Origin of the sequence: Sphingobacterium sp. BIGb0116 (genome assembly GCF_024808035.1) — a bacterium.
Lineage (GTDB): Bacteria > Bacteroidota > Bacteroidia > Sphingobacteriales > Sphingobacteriaceae > Sphingobacterium > Sphingobacterium paramultivorum.
This window is the reverse complement of sequence record NZ_JANUDT010000005.1, coordinates 306,257-324,474: the sequence shown is the minus strand read 5'-3', so window position 1 is coordinate 324,474 and position 18,218 is coordinate 306,257. Positions and strand designations below refer to the sequence as shown.

Sequence of the window (18,218 nt, the reverse complement as noted above, 5' to 3'; positions counted from 1 at the left end):
ACTGATCTACACGATGAAATATATTAATTATGCGGTCTGTGCAGGCCTTTTGTCCTTAATTGGTTGCGCTTCACTAAAAAATTCCGATGAGACTTCTTATGCAGGGTATGTAAATCCTTTTATCGGAACGGATTTTACGGGCAATACATATCCTGGAGCACAATCACCTTTTGGGATGGTACAGCTCAGCCCAGATAATGGGCTGCCTGGCTGGGACCGTATTTCCGGATACTTTTATCCTGACAGTACGATTTCCGGATTTAGCCATACACATTTAAGTGGAACCGGGGCTGGCGACTTGTACGACATATCTTTTATGCCGGTTACCTTACCTTATCATGAAGCCGCGGCTCCCTTAGGTATACATTCCAAATTTTCGCATAAAGACGAGAAGGCTCACGCTGGATACTATCAGGTAAAACTTACTGATTATGATATAAATGTAGAGCTGACAGCAACAGCACGCTGCGGTATTCAACGTTATACGTTTCCAAAAGCCGAGTCTGCTGTATTTTTAGACTTAAAGAAAGCAATGAATTGGGATGCTACCACGGATTCACACATCGAAGTGGTTGATTCTGTCACTATTCGTGGTTATCGTTTTTCGGAGGGTTGGGCAAGAGGCCAACGCGTTTATTTTGAAACTCGGTTTTCTAAGCCTTTTATGGCCGTTCATATCGATAGTTCAGCAATATTATCCAGCGCTGATACAACGGCAAAAAGTGCAAAACGAATTGGTACTGCATTCAAAGCACGTTTTGATTTCAAGACAGCAGCTGGAGAACAAGTGACTTTAAGTACGGCCCTTTCGGGTGTAAGTATGGAAGGCGCTTCCAAGAACTTAAAAGTAGAAGTTCCAAAAGATGATTTTGATTATTATTTAAAGGAGGCAGAGCAAAATTGGAATCACGAATTGGGTAGGCTAGCAATCGAGACCAAAGACAAAGAGGAGCAAGTTAAGTTCTATACAGCGTTATATCATTCTATGCTGGCACCGACAATTTTCGGTGATGTTGATGGTGCTTACATGGGGGCTGACCGGAAGGTACATCAGGCCGAAGGTTGGACCAATTATAGTACATTCTCACTTTGGGATACCTATAGGGCTTCGCATCCATTATTTACCTATATCGACCCTAGTCGGGTAAATGATATGATTAAGTCCTTCATTGCCTTTTATGAACAGCACGGTCGATTGCCCGTATGGAATATTTATGGAAGTGAAACGGATATGATGATTGGAAATCATGCCATTCCTGTCATTGTAGATGCATATTTAAAAGGAATCGGTGATTTTGACGCATCAAAAGCATTGGAAGCCTGTGTTGCCACAGTTAATATTGACAACTATCGGGGTATAGGTCTGTATAAAAAACTAGGCTATGTGCCTTATGATGTCAAAGATGAATACAATGCCGAAAACTGGTCCCTATCAAGAACACTTGAATACGCCTATGACGATCATTGCATCGCAATGATGGCCGATAAGATGGGAAAGAAAGAGATTGCGGGAACATTTTTTGCAAGAGCTCAAAATTATAAAAATGTGTATAATCCGGCTACTTCATTTATGCAACCTCGAGATAGCCATGGTAAGTTTATCACCCTATTTGATGCGGAGGAATATAGCGCGCATATCTGTGAAAGTAATGCATGGCAATATTTTTGGTCTGTACAACATGATATCCCTGGATTGATTAAACTCGTTGGTGGACAAGAGCGCTTTGGACAGAAGTTAGATAGCATGTTTACATTTCATCCTTCTGACACCAGCAAACTGCCAATTTTTAGCACAGGAATGATTGGGCAGTATGCGCATGGTAACGAGCCAAGCCATCATGCACTCTATTTATTTAATGCGGTTGGACAGCCTTGGAAAACGCAGCAATATGCGGCAGAGGTAATGAACAAGCTTTACTTGAATACACCTTCGGGATTAAGTGGAAATGATGACTGCGGGCAGATGTCGGCTTGGTATGTATTCAGCTCATTAGGATTTTATCCTGTAGATCCCATAAGTGGAAAATACGAAATCGGTACACCTTTATTTGAAAAAGCTGAATTGAAGTTGTCCAATGGAAAGAAATTTACCGTGAAAGCTAACCATGTCAGTAAATCCAATATTTATATACAAGCCATTACGATCGATGGTAAGCCTCTTGAAACAAGTTATATCACACATGAACAAATTATGTCTGGAGCGACATTGGTGCTAGAAATGGGCGAAAAACCGGGACCGGTATGGTACAAAAATAGATAGGGTCTATAGGTATATGGAGTTTCTTATGTGAAACTCCCAAATAATTAAGAGAAGCCTCCAAATGAATATTTAATTATTTTGGGGGCTTTTTTATTTTGCCGGCAGAATTAAGCTTTTGTAAAAGTATGTCGTGCTACACCATGTTCCATTCGGGAAGAGCGCATAATTTGGGATATCTCCGACTATCGTCCAGCCACATTTTTGATACATAATATAAGCCGGGCTATCGGTTACAGTATCTAGTACCAGTAGTTTCTTATTTAGATCAATGGCTATATTTTCAATGTGTTGAAGTAAATTTTGTGCAATACCCATTCTTCGAAAGTCGGTATGGACTAACATTTTGGCTACATCTGCACGATGTGTCTGATTTGATGGGAGGTCGATTTGCAGTTGAACAGTCCCCGCGATTCGATGCGTAAAGGCATCTCTTGCAATAATCAATATTGTTTTCTGCTGTTTGACCTTGTTCAGTACGTCAGTCCAAAATTTTTTTGCCTGCTCAACTGTTAGATCTTCCATGAAACCTACGGAGGCACCTCCTTGGACAATATTAAAAGTCAGGTCTACTAGTTCAGAAATTAAGTTAATGCTAGATTCTTTGACTTCTTCAATGACAAAATCTGTATGGGAAATAGGTGAGGAACTCATGTGTTTGATTGGGGACGAGATATAGAAAAGGTATTGATCGCGATGTTATGTAAGAAAAGACATTCTGGTAATGATCGGCTTGGCTCTTCTGGTGAGAATCATATTTAAGAATCGTTACTCGTTGCGGGTGAAGGCATAATAGATGACGTATAACCAACCTAGTATTCCATGAATTAAAGCCCAAAGTATAGATTTGTTGCGATCCCATGAGGTGACAACGGCAATCACGGAACCGAGTCCAATACCCGATTGTGTGATCGTCTGTGTCGTTGATTTACTGATCTCTTGACCAAATACGATATCCGCGAGTAAAATAAAGAATACGAATAATGAGAAGTGTTTCATGATGACTTTATTGAGCTCCTCTTATTTTGAGTTCTTCATTGATTTCTTTTATTCTTTTAAAATTCAGAATAACAATGGGAGATAAGGCGAAAGGAATGGCCATCAGTGCACTGAATCCTTTGCTAATTGAGGTATAAATTCCCATGCCTAATAGGATAAAAAGCATGGTTGTGAGCATCCAAGTAATTACCAGAGCAGTTTTTTTGTTGGTTTGAAGCTCTTCGTCAGTCATTCCGTTTAAAGGTCTATTATTCATATTTCGGTGGTTTATAGTCTCTAAGTTCCGTAATTCTTTTTAAGAAACAAAGTTTTCTGCGTTAAATGATGTGTGAATCTTGTTAAATATAGTCTTTTTCTTGTTTTTTTTAAAAAAGGATTAATTAAATGGCAAAAATAGTCGGTTTCGAAGGACCTTTTTCTTAATAATACAGCATAAGGTGATTTTTATGGATTCCGTTTTTTTAAAGAGCAACCTTTTCATCTTTCATGGTAACGAACAGTTTGTGCAAAGTAGGTATAAGCGTATTGTTTTGAGCAAGTAGATTGTGCGGAAAATAACGAATCTTAAAACAAAGACCACGAATATTAAACGAGGCGGAAAGACTGTTTTAAAAAGCTGTTATTTGTAAAAAAAATCAAGAAATGAGAATGCTAGCTTTAATCTTTATGATATTTACCATGTGTTCCTGTAGGGGTAATTTGGAGTCGGGGTACAACGAGAAAATGGCGAAGCTCTTTCATAGCTGTCGAGAAAAAATGGATGAGAGCTATGGAAAATTGCTGGAAGGGGAATATGATGTCGATAAATCAGACTATTCCTATCACATGAAATTGAATGAGGCACGCGCTTTGAGTAGCTACATAAAGGGAATAAAATGCGAAGCCTCTCAATTGAAATACAGTAAAACTGCCGAAAGTTTTCACATCGCTACAGTTGGTTATATGACCGAGATCGTTGATGGATATGGTGTTTTATTAATTAAATATATTGATGAACAGAAAAAGGGGGATCGAAAAAGTCTGTTGCGGGAGATTACTGATGAAAAAGAAAAAATTGCCGCCTTAGCTGAGTCATGTTTAGGATATCAAATAGCCTTCTTGAATCAAGCTGGAATAAAAGTAGATAGTCAAACAGGAAAGTAGTTGAAATATATTTTAATTTTATAAAAATGTTAACACTAAAAAATAAGTGGTATTTGCTTATCATTTTACCTATGATGGCATTGTCCTGTAAGAGCAAAATAGCTGCACATCAGTCAATACCCCCGTATTCATTAGCTGATACTGTGAAACCCGATTGGTATCGCGAATACTATGGTCAGGTTGTGATGATCGACAATGATTTTGTGACTCAGAAAAATGGCAGTTACTTAATAGATCTTCCTTTGCAGATCGTTCCAGATTCCACTTACGTTTTCTTTTTGAGTACTAGAATTCCAGTGGAGTTACTAAAAAGGTCAACTGAATTCTATCCCGATCTTCAACATTTTGTACTGATTGTCCCCGATTGGAGGTATTATGATGAGGTTGCCAAAGAAGCCTCGAAAAACGGAATGTGTATAGAACCTGCGACGACCAATTTTTATTATTCCATAAAAAGAGAGGATGGTGCGGTTAAAGTCGACAGCATCCGGCTTTCTGGTGAAGATAACGCGAGGTTCGATTTTGTTAAACCAATTTCCCCAAAAGACATGCTTACCGTTTATCGAAAAGAAAGTTACGGATCGGTTTGTTGCCCGCGTGACCCCAAATGGGATAACGTCGATAAAGATGAGCTCTTTCTACGTGATTTTGAACACCGCAGTCACCTGAATGTGACCAAAGGGAGGTATGTGCAGATGGAAGGGAAAGAAGGCGAAAAAAGTATCTATTATACCTTACCAGGATTATCTTCAGCACAGCGATTACAATTTTTAGTAGATAAATATGCGCAAAGGATTGTCAATAAAGATATGGAGGCAAGGACGTATTTGCCACAGTTATTTACACCGCAAATTGTCCCTATGGTAACCGAAGGTTTTAACAAAATGAAAGAATTACCATAAAGTTAGCGATACCGCAATTTGGATGTTTCCGGAACAATACGTTGTTTTTTTGATGGAGATAAAGCTATTCTGTTAGCTTTATCTCGAACATTTTATCCCAGTTTTTACCGGTAACAAAGAAAGTGTTTGATCTTTTATTGTAGGCGATACCATTTAATACATCTAAATCCACATGTTGTGTTACATGTTCACGTAATTTAGATAGATCAACTAAAGCTTCCACTGTACCAGTTTTAGGGTCGATCCGTCCAATGACATCCTCCATAAAGAAATTTGCATAGATTTTTCCTTTTACCCATTCCATTTCATTGATTTGATCCACCATGGCTGTGTTCGTTGCTGCACGGATATAGTCCATTTTTGAGAAGTCATTTGGATTTAGCGTATAGATATAATCAGAACCATTGGACATGTATAAGTTTTTACCGTCAGAAGTTAAACCCCAGCCTTCCATTGGCTGAAAGTAAGGAAGTGTCTTAATAACAGAAAGGCTGTTTATATCGTATAGGTAGGCTAGATTATTTTTATAAGTCAATTGATATAATTTTCCATTTAGTACGGTGGCACCTTCGCCAAAAATTGAATCATCCAATTCAATTTTTTTGGTGGGCTGACCCGTTTTAGGATTAACAATGCGAACACTCGATTTACCCTTATTTCCGCTAGGACCAACCCCATTCCCGGTACTTTCGATCAAATTATCCCCGTAAAACTCCAATCCTTGTGTGAAAGCTTTAATATCATGGGGGTAAATATTCACAATGCTATAGCTTAGCAAAAGTGGAGGGGTGGAAGCGAATAGATCTATATTGACTGAATTTTCTTCTCGTTTTCCATTGCTAAATATGACAGCTTTAATAATTTGCTTGCCAAATTTCTCCTGTTTTAATGAGTAATTGAAAGGTTCATTTCCGATTACTTGACCAATCTTTTTATCGTTTATAGCGTAAATAACAGAGTCTATTTTGGACGTTTTTTCGCTACCCATCTTTAAGATCAGATCCTCGCCCTGCGTATAGCTCTGTTTAATGTTGTCAAAGGTAAATGTCGGATTTTTATCGGCATATTCGGGCTGGGAGCTTGAAGTTGTATTGTTACTTTTATTTCCGGTACAACTGCCCAAAATGGTGCCAATTACGAAACAAATGAGGTAAGATTTTTTGTGCATTGAGAGGGTGTGCTTGATTAATTATCCGCTAATAAACTAGAAAACGAGTTGCTTAAAAATAGCTATTACTGTAATACTCGTTTCTCAAACTTAGATAAATTGTTTTTTATATGCAATTCAATTGCTGATCAATACAAAAGATAATTCGTCTGTGAAAGAAAAAAATGAACAATTATATGCTAGCCGATTGTTATAAAGGTATGGAAAAATCATATTTTACTGGAACGAGCGGTATCCTTTTGCCTTACAAGAATAAAAGTTACTATCCTGAGGAGTTTCAGGATAAAAGTCGATTGGCTGTATATAGCTTATTATTTAATTCATTGGAAGTAAACAGTTCTTTTTATAAAATCCCCAGAGAAGAAACCGTCAGAAGATGGTCCGAAGAAACGACCGATAATTTTCGTTTTACGTTTAAACTATGGAAAGGAATTACACATCAAAAAGAACTCAAATTTGATCCACAGGATGTCGCCAGATTTCTATCCGTTATTGACGCTGTCGGCCAAAAGAAAGGGTGTTTGCTCATACAATTACCACCATCTTTTAAATTTGCTTCTATTGGATTGCTTGCTGAATTGCTAGATTGTATTGCTCAGGACAAGAGAAGTGAAGGATGGGCGATCTGTGTAGAATTTAGGCATCCCGTTTGGTATAGGGAAGAAACTTCTGAACTTTTAAAATCATATAATATGAATCTGGTTATTCATGATAAGAATATGCAAGGTATGCGTCTTCAATACGCAGATGCAAATGCAAACATAATCTATATGCGATTCCATGGCCCAAATGGTGACTATAAAGGAAGCTATACGGACGACATATTGTTTGAATACAGCACCTATATTAACGACTGGATTGCAGAGGGAAAAGAAGTCTATACTTATTTTAATAATACAATTGGAGCGGCACTTTCTAATCTGAATACATTAGCCAAGTATATCACAGCGAGCAAAATATTTCCTGCTTAAAAAGTGTCTTTTTTAAAGTGCACTGCCACGGATATATTCAGTTCCCATGTAACCGTCCCAGCCTTCATGTTCACGCATAATCCGCTGATAAGCTGCGGTCAATGCCCCAACCTTCGTAAATAAGGGAATACCTCTCCGGACGCAGTCGTGATCAGCGTAAGTCCCGGCGTTATCGTACCATTGTAGCCACGCAAGTAATTCTTGTCTCTTCATAAGCGTTAATCTATCGAATAGCGTCTTATCTTTTAAGCTCATAAGCTGATAACGCCAATCCTTGCGATGCGATTCCATGGCTAGAATTTTTGGAAGCTGATGCGCTATGATCTGTTTAATAAGAGATTCCATAATTTGAAATTTTAGTTGTTAAAGATGAGTTGTGCATGCGTATTCGAAAAGTCATTATAGCTTCTTTTCATGTGGATGCGCAGGATTTCTTTATGTATATACGCGACAGCCTTTAATTTGGAAAGCTGCTGCACGCCATTTTCAATACATTTGCGATCTGTATAGTTTCCTTTTGGATCATGCCATTGCAGCCAATCAAGGAGTATTTCTCTTTCTAGTTTCTCGAGTCTCTGATGTAAGCCGACTAATTCACTTTCCCGAAGTTGTTCGCGCCAGTCAGACCAGATCGGACCTGACACTATACCTCGCTTCTCTTTAAATTTGTTTTCCATGTTTTACGTCGAATTTGAAGATCTAAAATTTGTTAGATGACTAGCTTACTGATAATAGCATTACCAAGTTTACTTTTCATAAATAGCTCAATTTGTTTCAGCAATTTTGGACTTACTTCGGGAACTCTTTCTAAATCTCGTATAAACCACTTCTGAATAACAGGCGTTTGTTTGGAACTTTGGTCAAATTTAACTAGTTCAGCCCGTGAGGATTTTCCAGCAGGATCGTAATATGACCACAGTACAATGAAAATCGTATTCGGATCTTCATCGGGATAGGGGGTATGAAAGCGAACGATGTCACCTACATGTAAATCCTTATTGTCATATGCTGCGCTGTGTTCCATAAAAAGCGTTGTCTAAAACTGATATTCAAATATACTAAAAATATTAGTATTAAAAATTTTTTGCTAAAAATTTTATACTTTATCTAAGATGCCGTTGTTTTTTATAGTTGGGGGCATGTCTTAGTGATTTGTGCTTTTACTTCGATTTTATTGTTTTTATGGGATTGAATTTCAATGTCTTATCTTGTGGGTAGAAAAGGTAGACAAATATAAAGGGGAACTATTCGAAGGGAATTTTGTTAAGGCTGCGCATGGGGATAATACCTAGGTAAAAAGTAGATGCGTTAGCGTGAGTTTTATGCTTCAGAACTTCACTTGTTGTAACATTCTTCTCAAAATTTCGGTAATTTGACCTTAAAGACATAATATGGCAACTTTACCTTATCAACTCCCTTATTCCATTGTTGGTCTTTAAAGAGCTGTGCACAAGAGAAATAAAGGTATCCATCTCCGCTGATGCCCATAGAATCGGGCCATAGTATTCGGGAGTCCCGTACCAGGGTATTCACATTTCCATCAGGATTTAAATATTTAATACTATAGTCTATTGACGATGTTAGGTAAATATTTCCATCAATGTCTGCTAGTAAGCCATGCGTGATTCCGACTTCTCCTTTGTCTTTCACTTTTGCCTCCAATTCTTGATCCGTCAGCCTTTTGTTTGCTAAAAATTCTGTTGCAATACAATACAGATGGGTTTGATTGATCGGTTTGAAATATAAATATTTAAAGTCGTGACTCAATGCTATGCTATTCACGTTGGAAGAAAAAGGCTTTCCATTTTCATTGCGCATTTCAATTCCATTATAGCTTAATATTACATCAGGATTAGCCAGCGTAAAACGGCTTCCAGTTAAAGCCTTTCTAGTCTGTCCAGTTTTAAGGTCTAAAATAATGATGGCCGCTTGGCCGGGATCGGAGAGATAGGCTAAATTTCGCTTGTGGTCAATGCGCATATCATTTAAACCTGATTTGGTTTTATCAAGGTCGTCGAAACGATAAATATGCTCAATTTTATTTTTTTTTGTATCGATTTTTAACAATTTAAATTGGCCTTGAGTTGATTTTTCATCTTTTCCAAAAATTGATCCGGCCGAAGATGGTTTAGAATCCAATACCCAGAGATTGTCCTCGGTATCGACAAATATATCCTGAACATTTACAAAGTGGGAATTCTCTTTTCCTTTTAAATTCCATTCTTCATTTGGATAAGGAACAGGTTTTCCATTGATGATTTCAGTAAGTGCATACTGATAATTTTTCGCTTGTTTTGGGAAGGAAACAAATAATCGATTGTTGGAGGTAACGCTCACACCGATCGGACGGTACGGACCTAAGGCTGCTGCGACTTCCAGTTTCGAGGCTGTAGTATTATTGACTTGTGCCAGCATAGTGAGAAAAAAGATGTGACAGAATAAAAAACTTAATATGAGCCGTGTTCGCATATTCTTGTTATAATTTAACCTAACTATATTGCTTTTGACTGTTCCCACTAAGTAATAAAGGGGGATTTTTAGCTTCATAGAGAGACCGCGCTCTCATAGAAGAACCTTCTATTCTCAATTATTGTTTGTCCTTTTCTCCAAATAATACTTTTTTACACTGCTCAGCATATCGTACGACTAATGCCGATACGAATCCACTTGGATTTAATTTTCTGAGCGACTAGAAAAGTTGGGATTGGTCTCGGTGATTAAAAAGGGGGGGATTTACGAACAAATTTCTTGCAAGAGCTTTTCAATCTCCTGTGCATGTGTAACTGTCATAAAATGTCCCGCACCCTTAATGATAAAGTTGGGCTTTACATTTTTGATGGGGATAATACGATCGCTACTACCGTGTATATGAATTAAATTGTCCGGAACCGAATTGTTTTTCCATTGTAGAATTTGATGTATTGCCCAGGCTATAAAGATTGGATCTGTATCCTTTAGGATTTGTTTCAGCAGTAAAGAATCTTCTTTGCAGCGTATACCGAAAAAATAATCCGACAGAAAGCTATGGGTCTTGAGCAATGAATTAGGGACAAATACGTTCAGCTTGAGTCTGCCCGCTAATCGATACAGTACGGGTAATTCATACCTTCCTTTGGCCGAAGCTAGCAGAATAACTCGTTGAACAGTTATAATTTTGGCAATTTCCATTGCAAGCATTCCTCCGAAAGAAAGCCCAATGAGTATGGGTTGCTCTGCGGTAATTTTAGTCGATATTCTTTTTGCATAAATAGATAGTGGTTCATTGGAGCTTGGTGTAATCCAATCCAGATAGGTTATATCAAGCGAGCCAAAGTCTATCTTGCTGAATACACGTTGATCTACACCCAAACCGCTGATGACATATATTTTGGTTGCGGTGATTTTCATTTAATCAAGTGTTTGTATCCATTTGTGGAGACAAGTTACTGAATTATCGCTATAAAACAGGGGCAAAAAATTGATTCGAAAATCAATTTTTTGCCCCTGTTTTATACTATTGAATAACGTAATTTTAATCCACCTAATCGCGCGAGCTTACTAAGATAAGCTCGCCAAGCTCTTAGCTTCAAAAGTCGATAATTCGTTGTATTTTTCGGCCTTTACTTTCTTCACCCAATTCGGGTCTTGCAAGATCGCCCTGCCTACAGCTACAAGGTCAAAATCGCCACGTTCATAACGACGGACAAGTTCGTCCAGTGAAGCGGGAGAGGACTTGAACTCAGAATTTGTAAATACTTCACCAAAGTCTTTGTCAAGACCTACAGATCCAACCGTGATTGTGGGCTGTCCTGAGATCTTTTTGAGCCATCCAGCAAAATTTAAGTCACTGCCTTCAAATTCCGGCTCCCAATAACGACGTTGGCTTCCATGAAAAATGTCGACACCGGCATCCGTCAATGGTAGGATCCAATCTTCCATCGCTGCAGGGGTAGGGGCAAGCTTGGCTGTATAGTCCTGCTGTTTCCATTGTGATAAACGTAGAATAATCACAAAATCAGGTCCGACCGCTTTTCGCATTGCTTTAACGACCTCAACAGCGAATTTAGAACGCTCCTTAATTGTTTTTCCACCAAATTCGTCTGTTCTGTGGTTCATCCCTTCCCAGAAAAATTGGTCGATCAGATAACCATGTGCCCCATGGATTTCAAAAGCATCAAAACCGAGGTCTTTTGCAGATTTAGCAGCGTCGGCGTAAGCCTGTATTGTGGCCTCTATATCTGCTAATGTCATTGTATCTGGGCTTTCAAACGCAGCGGGCGGAGTCCATTGCATAGGGGTATAACCAACATGCCATAGTTGAGGGGCTATTTTTCCTCCTTTTTCGTGCACAGCATCGACGATATTTTTCCAGCCGTCCAATGCTTGGTCACCGTAAAAGTTTGGAATATCCTTTAAATTCTTTGATGAAGGTCTTTCAATAACTGTACCTTCCGTCAAAATTAAACCGACATCCCCCGCGGCACGACGCTCGTAATAACCCGCTACAGCGCTGTCGGGAACCCCATCCTTAGAAAATGCTCGCGTCATTGGCGCCATTACAAAGCGGTTTTTGAGTGTTAAATTTTTGTGCTCAAATGGATTAAAAAGTGTTTGTATGCTCATTTTTCTTGTTTTAAATTGTGAATCTTCACAAAGATATTTTAAATAGTGTATATTTGTAACTATTATTGGTATAAACTAGTTACCTTTGCGTAACTATTTTGAATATATTCAAATGAAAAGGACTGAATTTAAAAGTTGTTCCTGCGCCATGCAGCGTTCTATGGCAATTTTAGGTACCCGATGGAAGCCTGTGATTATCTATACTTTGCGCGATCGAAAAGCCCGATTTGGTCAATTGGATGCGCTTATCGAAAACATTTCTCGGAAAGTCCTGACCAGTTCATTAAAAGAATTGGAAGAGGATGGTGTAATTTTGAGAGAAGAGTACAGGGAGCTTCCACCACGTGTAGAGTATTCTTTGACAGAAAAAGGCAAGGCATTAATACCTATTATGTGCCAATTGGCAAAATGGAATGAAGCCTACTATCAAGAGCCTGTGTCAACAGAATTGATCGCGTAGAAATTACAATCTAAATACATAGATCTTGCGTAGCATTTACGCCAATCGCTGCCGGATGGAATAGTATCGTGCAACCGGTTTGGCCTGTACGTTTTCTATCGCTTGCCAGCGCGGGATTGTTGATCACAATAAATGAAATTTTCATATTTATTTAAAATTTAAGTAATATTGAATTGTGAAAAACAAGGTAAACCAAGAATTTAGCAAGCAAGATTTTTTAAAATCTTTTCGAGAGGGCAGAAGGGATGGTTTACAGTTTTTGTACAAAACTTTCTATAGTCCAATGTGCTATTTTTTAGAAAAGATGAACCTCGATAAAGGTACCATCGAAGAAATAGTGCAGGATGTATTTTTAAAGCTTTGGGAGCGCCGGATTGATTTTGATCATGTTGAATCAATCCGTGGTTTTCTCTATACAAGTTGTAGAAACACCGCTTTAAACAGGATTCAACAAGAGAATAGGATTCAACAAAAAACCAATTTTTATACGTCACAAGTTGATCTGGTCGATTTACCGATCAGCCATCAAATGATCTATATGGAAACGCTTCGAACGATCCATGATGCCATTGATACGCTGCCTGAGCAGTGTAAGCAAGTGATGCGTAAGTTGATTGTTGAAGATCTAAGCCCACAGGAAGCAGCAATCTCCTTAGGACTAACCACTAGTACGATCTACAATCAAAAGAAAAGGGGAATTGAACTTTTGAGATTAAGACTCAAGCCTGACCAGTTTTTTTGCCTACTTTTGCTTTTACTCTATTATTAGAAAATTTATACTTCTGATACATAGGTTTTTGTAAAAATATCTACCATCTTTTTAGAGAAACGAAATCAAAATATTGTTTTAAGGATATAGAGCAATATGGAACAAATACCCCAACATATCATTTATTTACTGAGCAAATCCAAGCTGGAAGGATTGCGCGATGACGAAAAATTGCAGTTGGACTTATGGAGGTCCGAAAAGGCTGCAAATAAGGGGCTATGTGATCTTATTGACAACAAAGATCAAATGCAAGCGGATTTAGATGGGATAGCCCGTTATGATTGGGAGGAGTCATTTGCCCTCTTTGAACAAGATTACCTCAATACATCATACACTAAACCTTTTTATAAACGCTTGTGGTCTTACGGTATTGCAGCAGTACTGATTGGATTATTGGTGTTATTTTTTATCCATAATCTTTCGGATATGGTATATCAGGAGACTCCGGATAAAGATATTCAACCCGCTCAAATGACGGGGGTAGTTCGTCTGGGAGATGGACATTCAATTTCGATGGTTCCCGGAGATACTTTATTATCGTTTGCTGCTCCCATGAAAAATAAATCCAGCCAGACGGATAGCTTATTCGCGACAACACCCAAAGGGGGAAAAATGACCATGGTATTACCTGATGGAACCAAAGTATGGATGAATGCCAAAACGCAGTTAGATTACTATGAAGTAGATAGCATGCGAGAAGTTCGTTTAGTGGGAGAGGCTTACTTCGAAGTTGCCAAGAAACATTTGCCGTGGGGAGGTGAGGTCCCAAAACTGAAACCTTTCGTGGTACAAGCAGGGAAGATCAATATCTCCGTATTGGGGACTCATTTTTATGTGAAATCAACCAAGAATCTAGAAGACTTTAGAGCGACATTATACGAAGGTAAAGTTCGGGTTCGACAAGGCGACAGGCAAATTATACTGTTGCCAGGAGAAGAATCTTATATCAAACTTGGTCAGATCGAACGACGGATAATTGATCTCGACCTGCGTAATGCATTGAAAGACGGATATTTTGTGTTCAATTCGGAGACTTTAGGGGTTATTATGGATGAGTTGGCGTCTTGGTATAACGTGGATGTCGTCTATCTCGATAACCAAATAAAATCGGAAAAATTTGAAGCGATGTTGTCGCGTAACAGCAGCCTGAAAGATATCATCAATGTACTGGAGAGTACAAGGAAAATTAAATTTAAATTTAAAGGAAAGACCATTTATGTAGACAAAACAACCTAAATGAAAAGAAGAAACCCTAAACGCTTGCAACATTTAGGGCTTCAGATCAAGTAATTCTAACTGTAACAGAATTTTAATTCTTAACCTAAAACAAATGTATAAAAATTATGCACAACTTGGTCGTGCCCTACACGATCAAACGCAACAAATGAAAAACAGCGATCGCCCAGATATTTGGGGTAGGCCGCAATGGAGGGGAAACATTATGCGCATATCGCTTACAACCATACTAATGTCTTGTTGTCTGCTTCATGTTGGAGCTAAAACGTATGGACAGGACATATCGATACATGAGAAATCAGTGTCGTTGAGAAAGATTTTTTCAGAGATCAATAAGCAGACTGGCTATTCTTATGTATGGGCGGCCACAACTATTGATCCAGATACAAAGGTTAACTTAACTGTTAAAAAAGAATCGTTGGGAAATGCACTTGGGAAGTTATTGGACGATTTGGATCTCGATTTTGAGATCAAGGGGAAGATTATTGTCGTACATGAGAAATCTCAACAAACACAACGTTCGATCGCTAATCAGTTAATGACGGTCAAAGGTTTTATTGTCGATTATAACAACAGACCGCTTCAAGGTGCAACCATTCGTGTTAAAGGTGTTCCAAAAGGGACCGTTACAGATCAAAATGGACATTTTGAAATTAACGGTGTTAGTTCAAATAGCTTTTTGGACATTACAATGGTCGGATTTGCTCCGCTTACGATTGCAGCTAAGTCCGATTTGGGTCCGATCACCTTAAGGGCCCTGGATGAGCAATTGCAGGAAGTGAACATTACGGTCAATACAGGATACCAAAAAATAAGCAAAGAAAGAGCAGCAGGTTCAATTGCGCAGGTCACTGCCAAAGACATGGAAGGACGGCTCCAGCCTAATTTGCTGGACCGGATCGATGGATTGTTGCCAGGACTAAATTTGGTGCGAAATACCTCAAGTCCGCAGAATAATAAAAATAATCTGGGTATCGAGGTTCGCGGACGATCTACAATCAATGCGCAGGCTGCGCCTCTGATCGTCGTTGACGGTATGCCTTTTGAAGGCGATTTAACAGCAATCAATCCCAATGATATCGCTGCTATAACCGTTTTAAAAGATGCGTCGGCAGCCTCTATCTACGGCGTACGTTCCTCCAATGGTGTCATTGTGATCACAACAAAAATAGGCTCCGCAGGTAAAACAAAGATCGACTATAGCAATACACTTTCTTTTAGGGGACTTTCAAGCCGTAGCTATCTTAATCAGATGAGCAGTGCTGAACTGGTCAACTTTCAAAAAGAAATGTTTAATTATCGTTCGGGCGATTATGCTGTTATTGATCCTAGAAAAGCAATGAATGATGTGTATCGGATTTTGTACGATCGTAAAGGTGGCGTGATTTCGGAAGAAGAGATGGAAAAACGTTTGGATGTATACCGAAATCGTGACCGCTTCAGTCAAATGGATAAGTTTCTGAACACTACTCGATTCGATCAGCAACATAACCTCGCTGTTTCGGGAGGCTCCGATCGTTATACCTATCATTATTCCCTCAATTATACCCAACCAGGAGATTATAATAAAGGCCGTGCAACAAATAAGGAACTGGGATTCAGTCTGAAAAATAATTTTAAGTTTACCGATTGGTTTAGTTTACGCGCAAACGTATTAGGGAAAAATCAAAATAGAGAAGGCGATATCGGCTTCAATTTCTACGATAACTATATGGGAGGCAAGGCATCCTATTATCTTCTTGAAAATGAAGACGGTTCTCCGGCTCAATGGTATAATTCAAAATCGCAATTTGAGATTGATCGTTTGAATGCCTTGGGACTGGAAGATGAAACTTATATTCCTTTAAAGCACGTAGCAGCGATTCATGAAAAGTTTTATAATAAATACCTTAATTTAAATTTTGCTGCCAACTTTAAGCTACTTAAAGGGTTGGACTTCGATCTATCCTATCAAAGTGAAAGAACAGAAGGATACAATGGAACTTTAAATCGGAAAAATTCCCAGTCCGTTGTAGGTATGGTCAATGACGCGACCCAAATTGGAAAGGACGGGTCAATCAAGCGCAATATTCCGCAGGGGGGACAATTTGCCGAACAACGTAACGATGTCAACAGCTATACCTTACGTGGTCAATTCAATTATCAATATAACAGTCGGGATAAACATGAAATTATAGCTATTGCAGGTGCTGAGCGCAGGCAAATTAACAATCGTTATACAAATATTTATAAATACGGGTACGATGAAAGCAGTTTAGTCTATAAGGGGATTAATGAAGAGCTTTTTGGTATTCAGATCCAAAATACACAGGCACTTTTTAATAGCTATACTATTTCGAAAAAAGAGACTGGATTTAAGGATCTAGTCGATAGATTTGTTTCCTTCTATGCCAATGGATCTTATACCTATGATCGTAAGTTGACTTTGAGTGGAAGCATCCGGATGGATCAATCTAATTTGTTTGGCACAAATATCAAAAATCAATACAAACCTCTTTGGTCCATAGGCGCTTTATATCATCTGCCAAAAATTGATTGGGAACCATTAGATCGTTGGTCGGTGCGTGCGACTTATGGCGTAAATGGAAATGTGCCAAAGGATAATGGACCATATTTGATTTCAAGGGTGAATAACAATCTGAACTACTTTAACGGTGAAATGCAAGCCTACATTGATTCTCCGCCTAATCCATTGTTGCGATGGGAGCGAACAAAAGTATTCAATGTTGGCTTTGATTTCTCACTATTTAAAGATAGACTTACAGCTACCCTTGATATTTACAATAAGAAAACTTCTGATTTATTGGGGAATACGCCGTTGGATCCAACCTTGGGATGGGATATGGTGTTGCTTAATTATGCGGATATGCAGAATAGAGGGATCGAGTTGGGGCTGAATGGTAAGGTGATTCAACGTGAAAACTTCAGTTGGAACAGCACAATAAATTTTAGCTACAACAAAAACAAGATCACAGACCTCTACGTTGAGCAGAATACACCGTATTACTACTATTATGCTCCTCAAAATCGTGTTGGAATCCCAATGGGTAGTTTATATAGCATAGATTATGCGGGATTAAATGATAAGGGACGACCTTTGGCACGAAAGGCTGATGGTAGTCTGGTCGAGACCACGCAAAAATTGACTGTCGATGATTTAATCTATGAAGGTACAACAGTACCTCCCTACACTGTTTCTTTCAGAAATGGATTTCGATATAAAGATTTGACGCTTTCCTTTATGTTCATTTTCAATGGTGGTCATGTGATGCGGGGAGTTCATCCAGAGTTCCTGAGTAAATACGCGGAGCTTAACTACAATAGTAACTTCGACAAATTATGGTTGAATTATTGGAAGAACCCTGGTGATGAAAGTAACCCTGATATTGCTCCTGCATTTGTTTCTGCTGCTTCAGGCAATATTTCCGATATTTTCAATGCTGCACATAAATTTGTTCAGAAGGCTGACTATATTAAATTGCGCGATATTTCATTATCCTACAACCTGCCTGCACAATGGATTGCACCGACAAAACTTTCTTATGTGCGTCTAACAGGACAGATATTGAATGCATGGCGTTGGGTCGCTAACAAGGATAATCTCGATCCCGAGGTTTGGGCTGGGTATAGTACGGTAACGAGTCCAAGTAGAGGTATACAAGCACCAATAATTTACAATTTAGGTGTATCTGTAGGATTTTAATAAGAAAA

At 38.7% G+C, this 18,218-nt stretch carries 19 protein-coding genes; 8 read left to right on the top strand and 11 right to left on the bottom strand.

The features are described from left to right. Nucleotides 1-13: 13 nt before the first annotated feature. A complete protein-coding gene (locus M2419_RS14310; RefSeq protein WP_259255285.1) occupies nucleotides 14-2,260 on the top strand; it encodes a GH92 family glycosyl hydrolase in 2,247 nt (748 codons plus the stop codon). 90 nt (nucleotides 2,261-2,350) lie between these two features. Here the strand turns inward: M2419_RS14310 and M2419_RS14305 are convergent, their stop codons facing one another. From M2419_RS14305 to M2419_RS14295, 3 genes are all read right to left on the bottom strand, one after another. After that, nucleotides 2,351-2,911, bottom strand: a complete 561-nt coding sequence (locus M2419_RS14305; protein WP_153848351.1) for an N-acetyltransferase — start codon at nucleotides 2,909-2,911, stop codon at nucleotides 2,351-2,353. A gap of 114 nt (nucleotides 2,912-3,025) precedes the next feature. Next, entirely contained in the window at nucleotides 3,026-3,256 is a 231-nt protein-coding gene (locus M2419_RS14300) for a hypothetical protein (protein ID WP_227550352.1), read from the bottom strand. Between the two features lie 7 nt (nucleotides 3,257-3,263). After that, complete coding sequence (locus M2419_RS14295; RefSeq protein WP_088160902.1) at nucleotides 3,264-3,512, bottom strand: redox-active disulfide protein 2; 249 nt, start codon at nucleotides 3,510-3,512, stop codon at nucleotides 3,264-3,266. Between the two features lie 386 nt (nucleotides 3,513-3,898). On the opposite strand from M2419_RS14295, the gene M2419_RS14290 reads away from it, so the two are divergent. Then, nucleotides 3,899-4,399: a hypothetical protein gene (locus M2419_RS14290; RefSeq protein WP_153848350.1), complete on the top strand. Its 501-nt coding sequence runs from the start codon at nucleotides 3,899-3,901 to the stop codon at nucleotides 4,397-4,399. A 26-nt stretch (nucleotides 4,400-4,425) separates the two neighbouring features. Continuing rightward, the gene (locus tag M2419_RS14285) at nucleotides 4,426-5,301 is read left to right on the top strand and encodes a hypothetical protein (RefSeq protein ID WP_153848349.1); all 876 of its coding nucleotides are present in this window, start codon (nucleotides 4,426-4,428) and stop codon (nucleotides 5,299-5,301) included. A gap of 64 nt (nucleotides 5,302-5,365) precedes the next feature. Here the strand turns inward: M2419_RS14285 and M2419_RS14280 are convergent, their stop codons facing one another. After that, nucleotides 5,366-6,469: a glutaminyl-peptide cyclotransferase gene (locus M2419_RS14280; RefSeq protein ID WP_153848348.1), complete on the bottom strand. Its 1,104-nt coding sequence runs from the start codon at nucleotides 6,467-6,469 to the stop codon at nucleotides 5,366-5,368. 200 nt (nucleotides 6,470-6,669) lie between these two features. Between M2419_RS14280 and M2419_RS14275 the strand changes: the two genes are divergently transcribed. After that, complete coding sequence (locus M2419_RS14275) at nucleotides 6,670-7,440, top strand: DUF72 domain-containing protein (RefSeq protein ID WP_153848358.1); 771 nt, start codon at nucleotides 6,670-6,672, stop codon at nucleotides 7,438-7,440. A gap of 12 nt (nucleotides 7,441-7,452) precedes the next feature. On the opposite strand, the gene M2419_RS14270 is transcribed toward M2419_RS14275, so the two are convergent. From M2419_RS14270 to M2419_RS14245, 6 genes are all read right to left on the bottom strand, one after another. Further along, nucleotides 7,453-7,785: a hypothetical protein gene (locus M2419_RS14270; protein ID WP_259255284.1), complete on the bottom strand. Its 333-nt coding sequence runs from the start codon at nucleotides 7,783-7,785 to the stop codon at nucleotides 7,453-7,455. Nucleotides 7,786-7,796: 11 nt separating this feature from the next. Beyond that, the gene (locus M2419_RS14265) at nucleotides 7,797-8,117 is read right to left on the bottom strand and encodes a hypothetical protein (RefSeq protein WP_153848346.1); all 321 of its coding nucleotides are present in this window, start codon (nucleotides 8,115-8,117) and stop codon (nucleotides 7,797-7,799) included. Nucleotides 8,118-8,149: 32 nt separating this feature from the next. After that, nucleotides 8,150-8,464 (bottom strand): hypothetical protein, encoded by a 315-nt coding sequence (locus M2419_RS14260; protein WP_159728960.1) that lies wholly within the window; start codon nucleotides 8,462-8,464, stop codon nucleotides 8,150-8,152. A gap of 332 nt (nucleotides 8,465-8,796) precedes the next feature. Beyond that, nucleotides 8,797-9,855 carry an SMP-30/gluconolactonase/LRE family protein gene (locus M2419_RS14255; protein WP_235032904.1) on the bottom strand — a complete coding sequence of 353 codons (1,059 nt, stop codon included), beginning with the start codon at nucleotides 9,853-9,855 and terminating at the stop codon, nucleotides 8,797-8,799. A gap of 318 nt (nucleotides 9,856-10,173) precedes the next feature. Further along, nucleotides 10,174-10,827 (bottom strand): alpha/beta hydrolase, encoded by a 654-nt coding sequence (locus M2419_RS14250; protein WP_159728956.1) that lies wholly within the window; start codon nucleotides 10,825-10,827, stop codon nucleotides 10,174-10,176. A 150-nt stretch (nucleotides 10,828-10,977) separates the two neighbouring features. Continuing rightward, the gene (locus M2419_RS14245; protein WP_153848342.1) at nucleotides 10,978-12,042 is read right to left on the bottom strand and encodes an NADH:flavin oxidoreductase; all 1,065 of its coding nucleotides are present in this window, start codon (nucleotides 12,040-12,042) and stop codon (nucleotides 10,978-10,980) included. Between the two features lie 112 nt (nucleotides 12,043-12,154). Between M2419_RS14245 and M2419_RS14240 the strand changes: the two genes are divergently transcribed. Further along, a complete protein-coding gene (locus M2419_RS14240) occupies nucleotides 12,155-12,502 on the top strand; it encodes a helix-turn-helix domain-containing protein (RefSeq protein ID WP_075991827.1) in 348 nt (115 codons plus the stop codon). Nucleotides 12,503-12,512: 10 nt separating this feature from the next. Here the strand turns inward: M2419_RS14240 and M2419_RS14235 are convergent, their stop codons facing one another. Then, nucleotides 12,513-12,647, bottom strand: coding sequence for a hypothetical protein (locus M2419_RS14235; protein WP_259255283.1), 135 nt, complete (start codon nucleotides 12,645-12,647; stop codon nucleotides 12,513-12,515). A 30-nt stretch (nucleotides 12,648-12,677) separates the two neighbouring features. On the opposite strand from M2419_RS14235, the gene M2419_RS14230 reads away from it, so the two are divergent. From M2419_RS14230 to M2419_RS14220, 3 genes are all read left to right on the top strand, one after another. Beyond that, nucleotides 12,678-13,271: an RNA polymerase sigma factor gene (locus M2419_RS14230; protein WP_227550350.1), complete on the top strand. Its 594-nt coding sequence runs from the start codon at nucleotides 12,678-12,680 to the stop codon at nucleotides 13,269-13,271. 96 nt (nucleotides 13,272-13,367) lie between these two features. Next, entirely contained in the window at nucleotides 13,368-14,507 is a 1,140-nt protein-coding gene (locus M2419_RS14225) for a FecR family protein (protein ID WP_182332852.1), read from the top strand. Nucleotides 14,508-14,601: 94 nt separating this feature from the next. Continuing rightward, nucleotides 14,602-18,210: a SusC/RagA family TonB-linked outer membrane protein gene (locus M2419_RS14220; protein ID WP_259255282.1), complete on the top strand. Its 3,609-nt coding sequence runs from the start codon at nucleotides 14,602-14,604 to the stop codon at nucleotides 18,208-18,210. Nucleotides 18,211-18,218 lie beyond the last annotated feature (8 nt).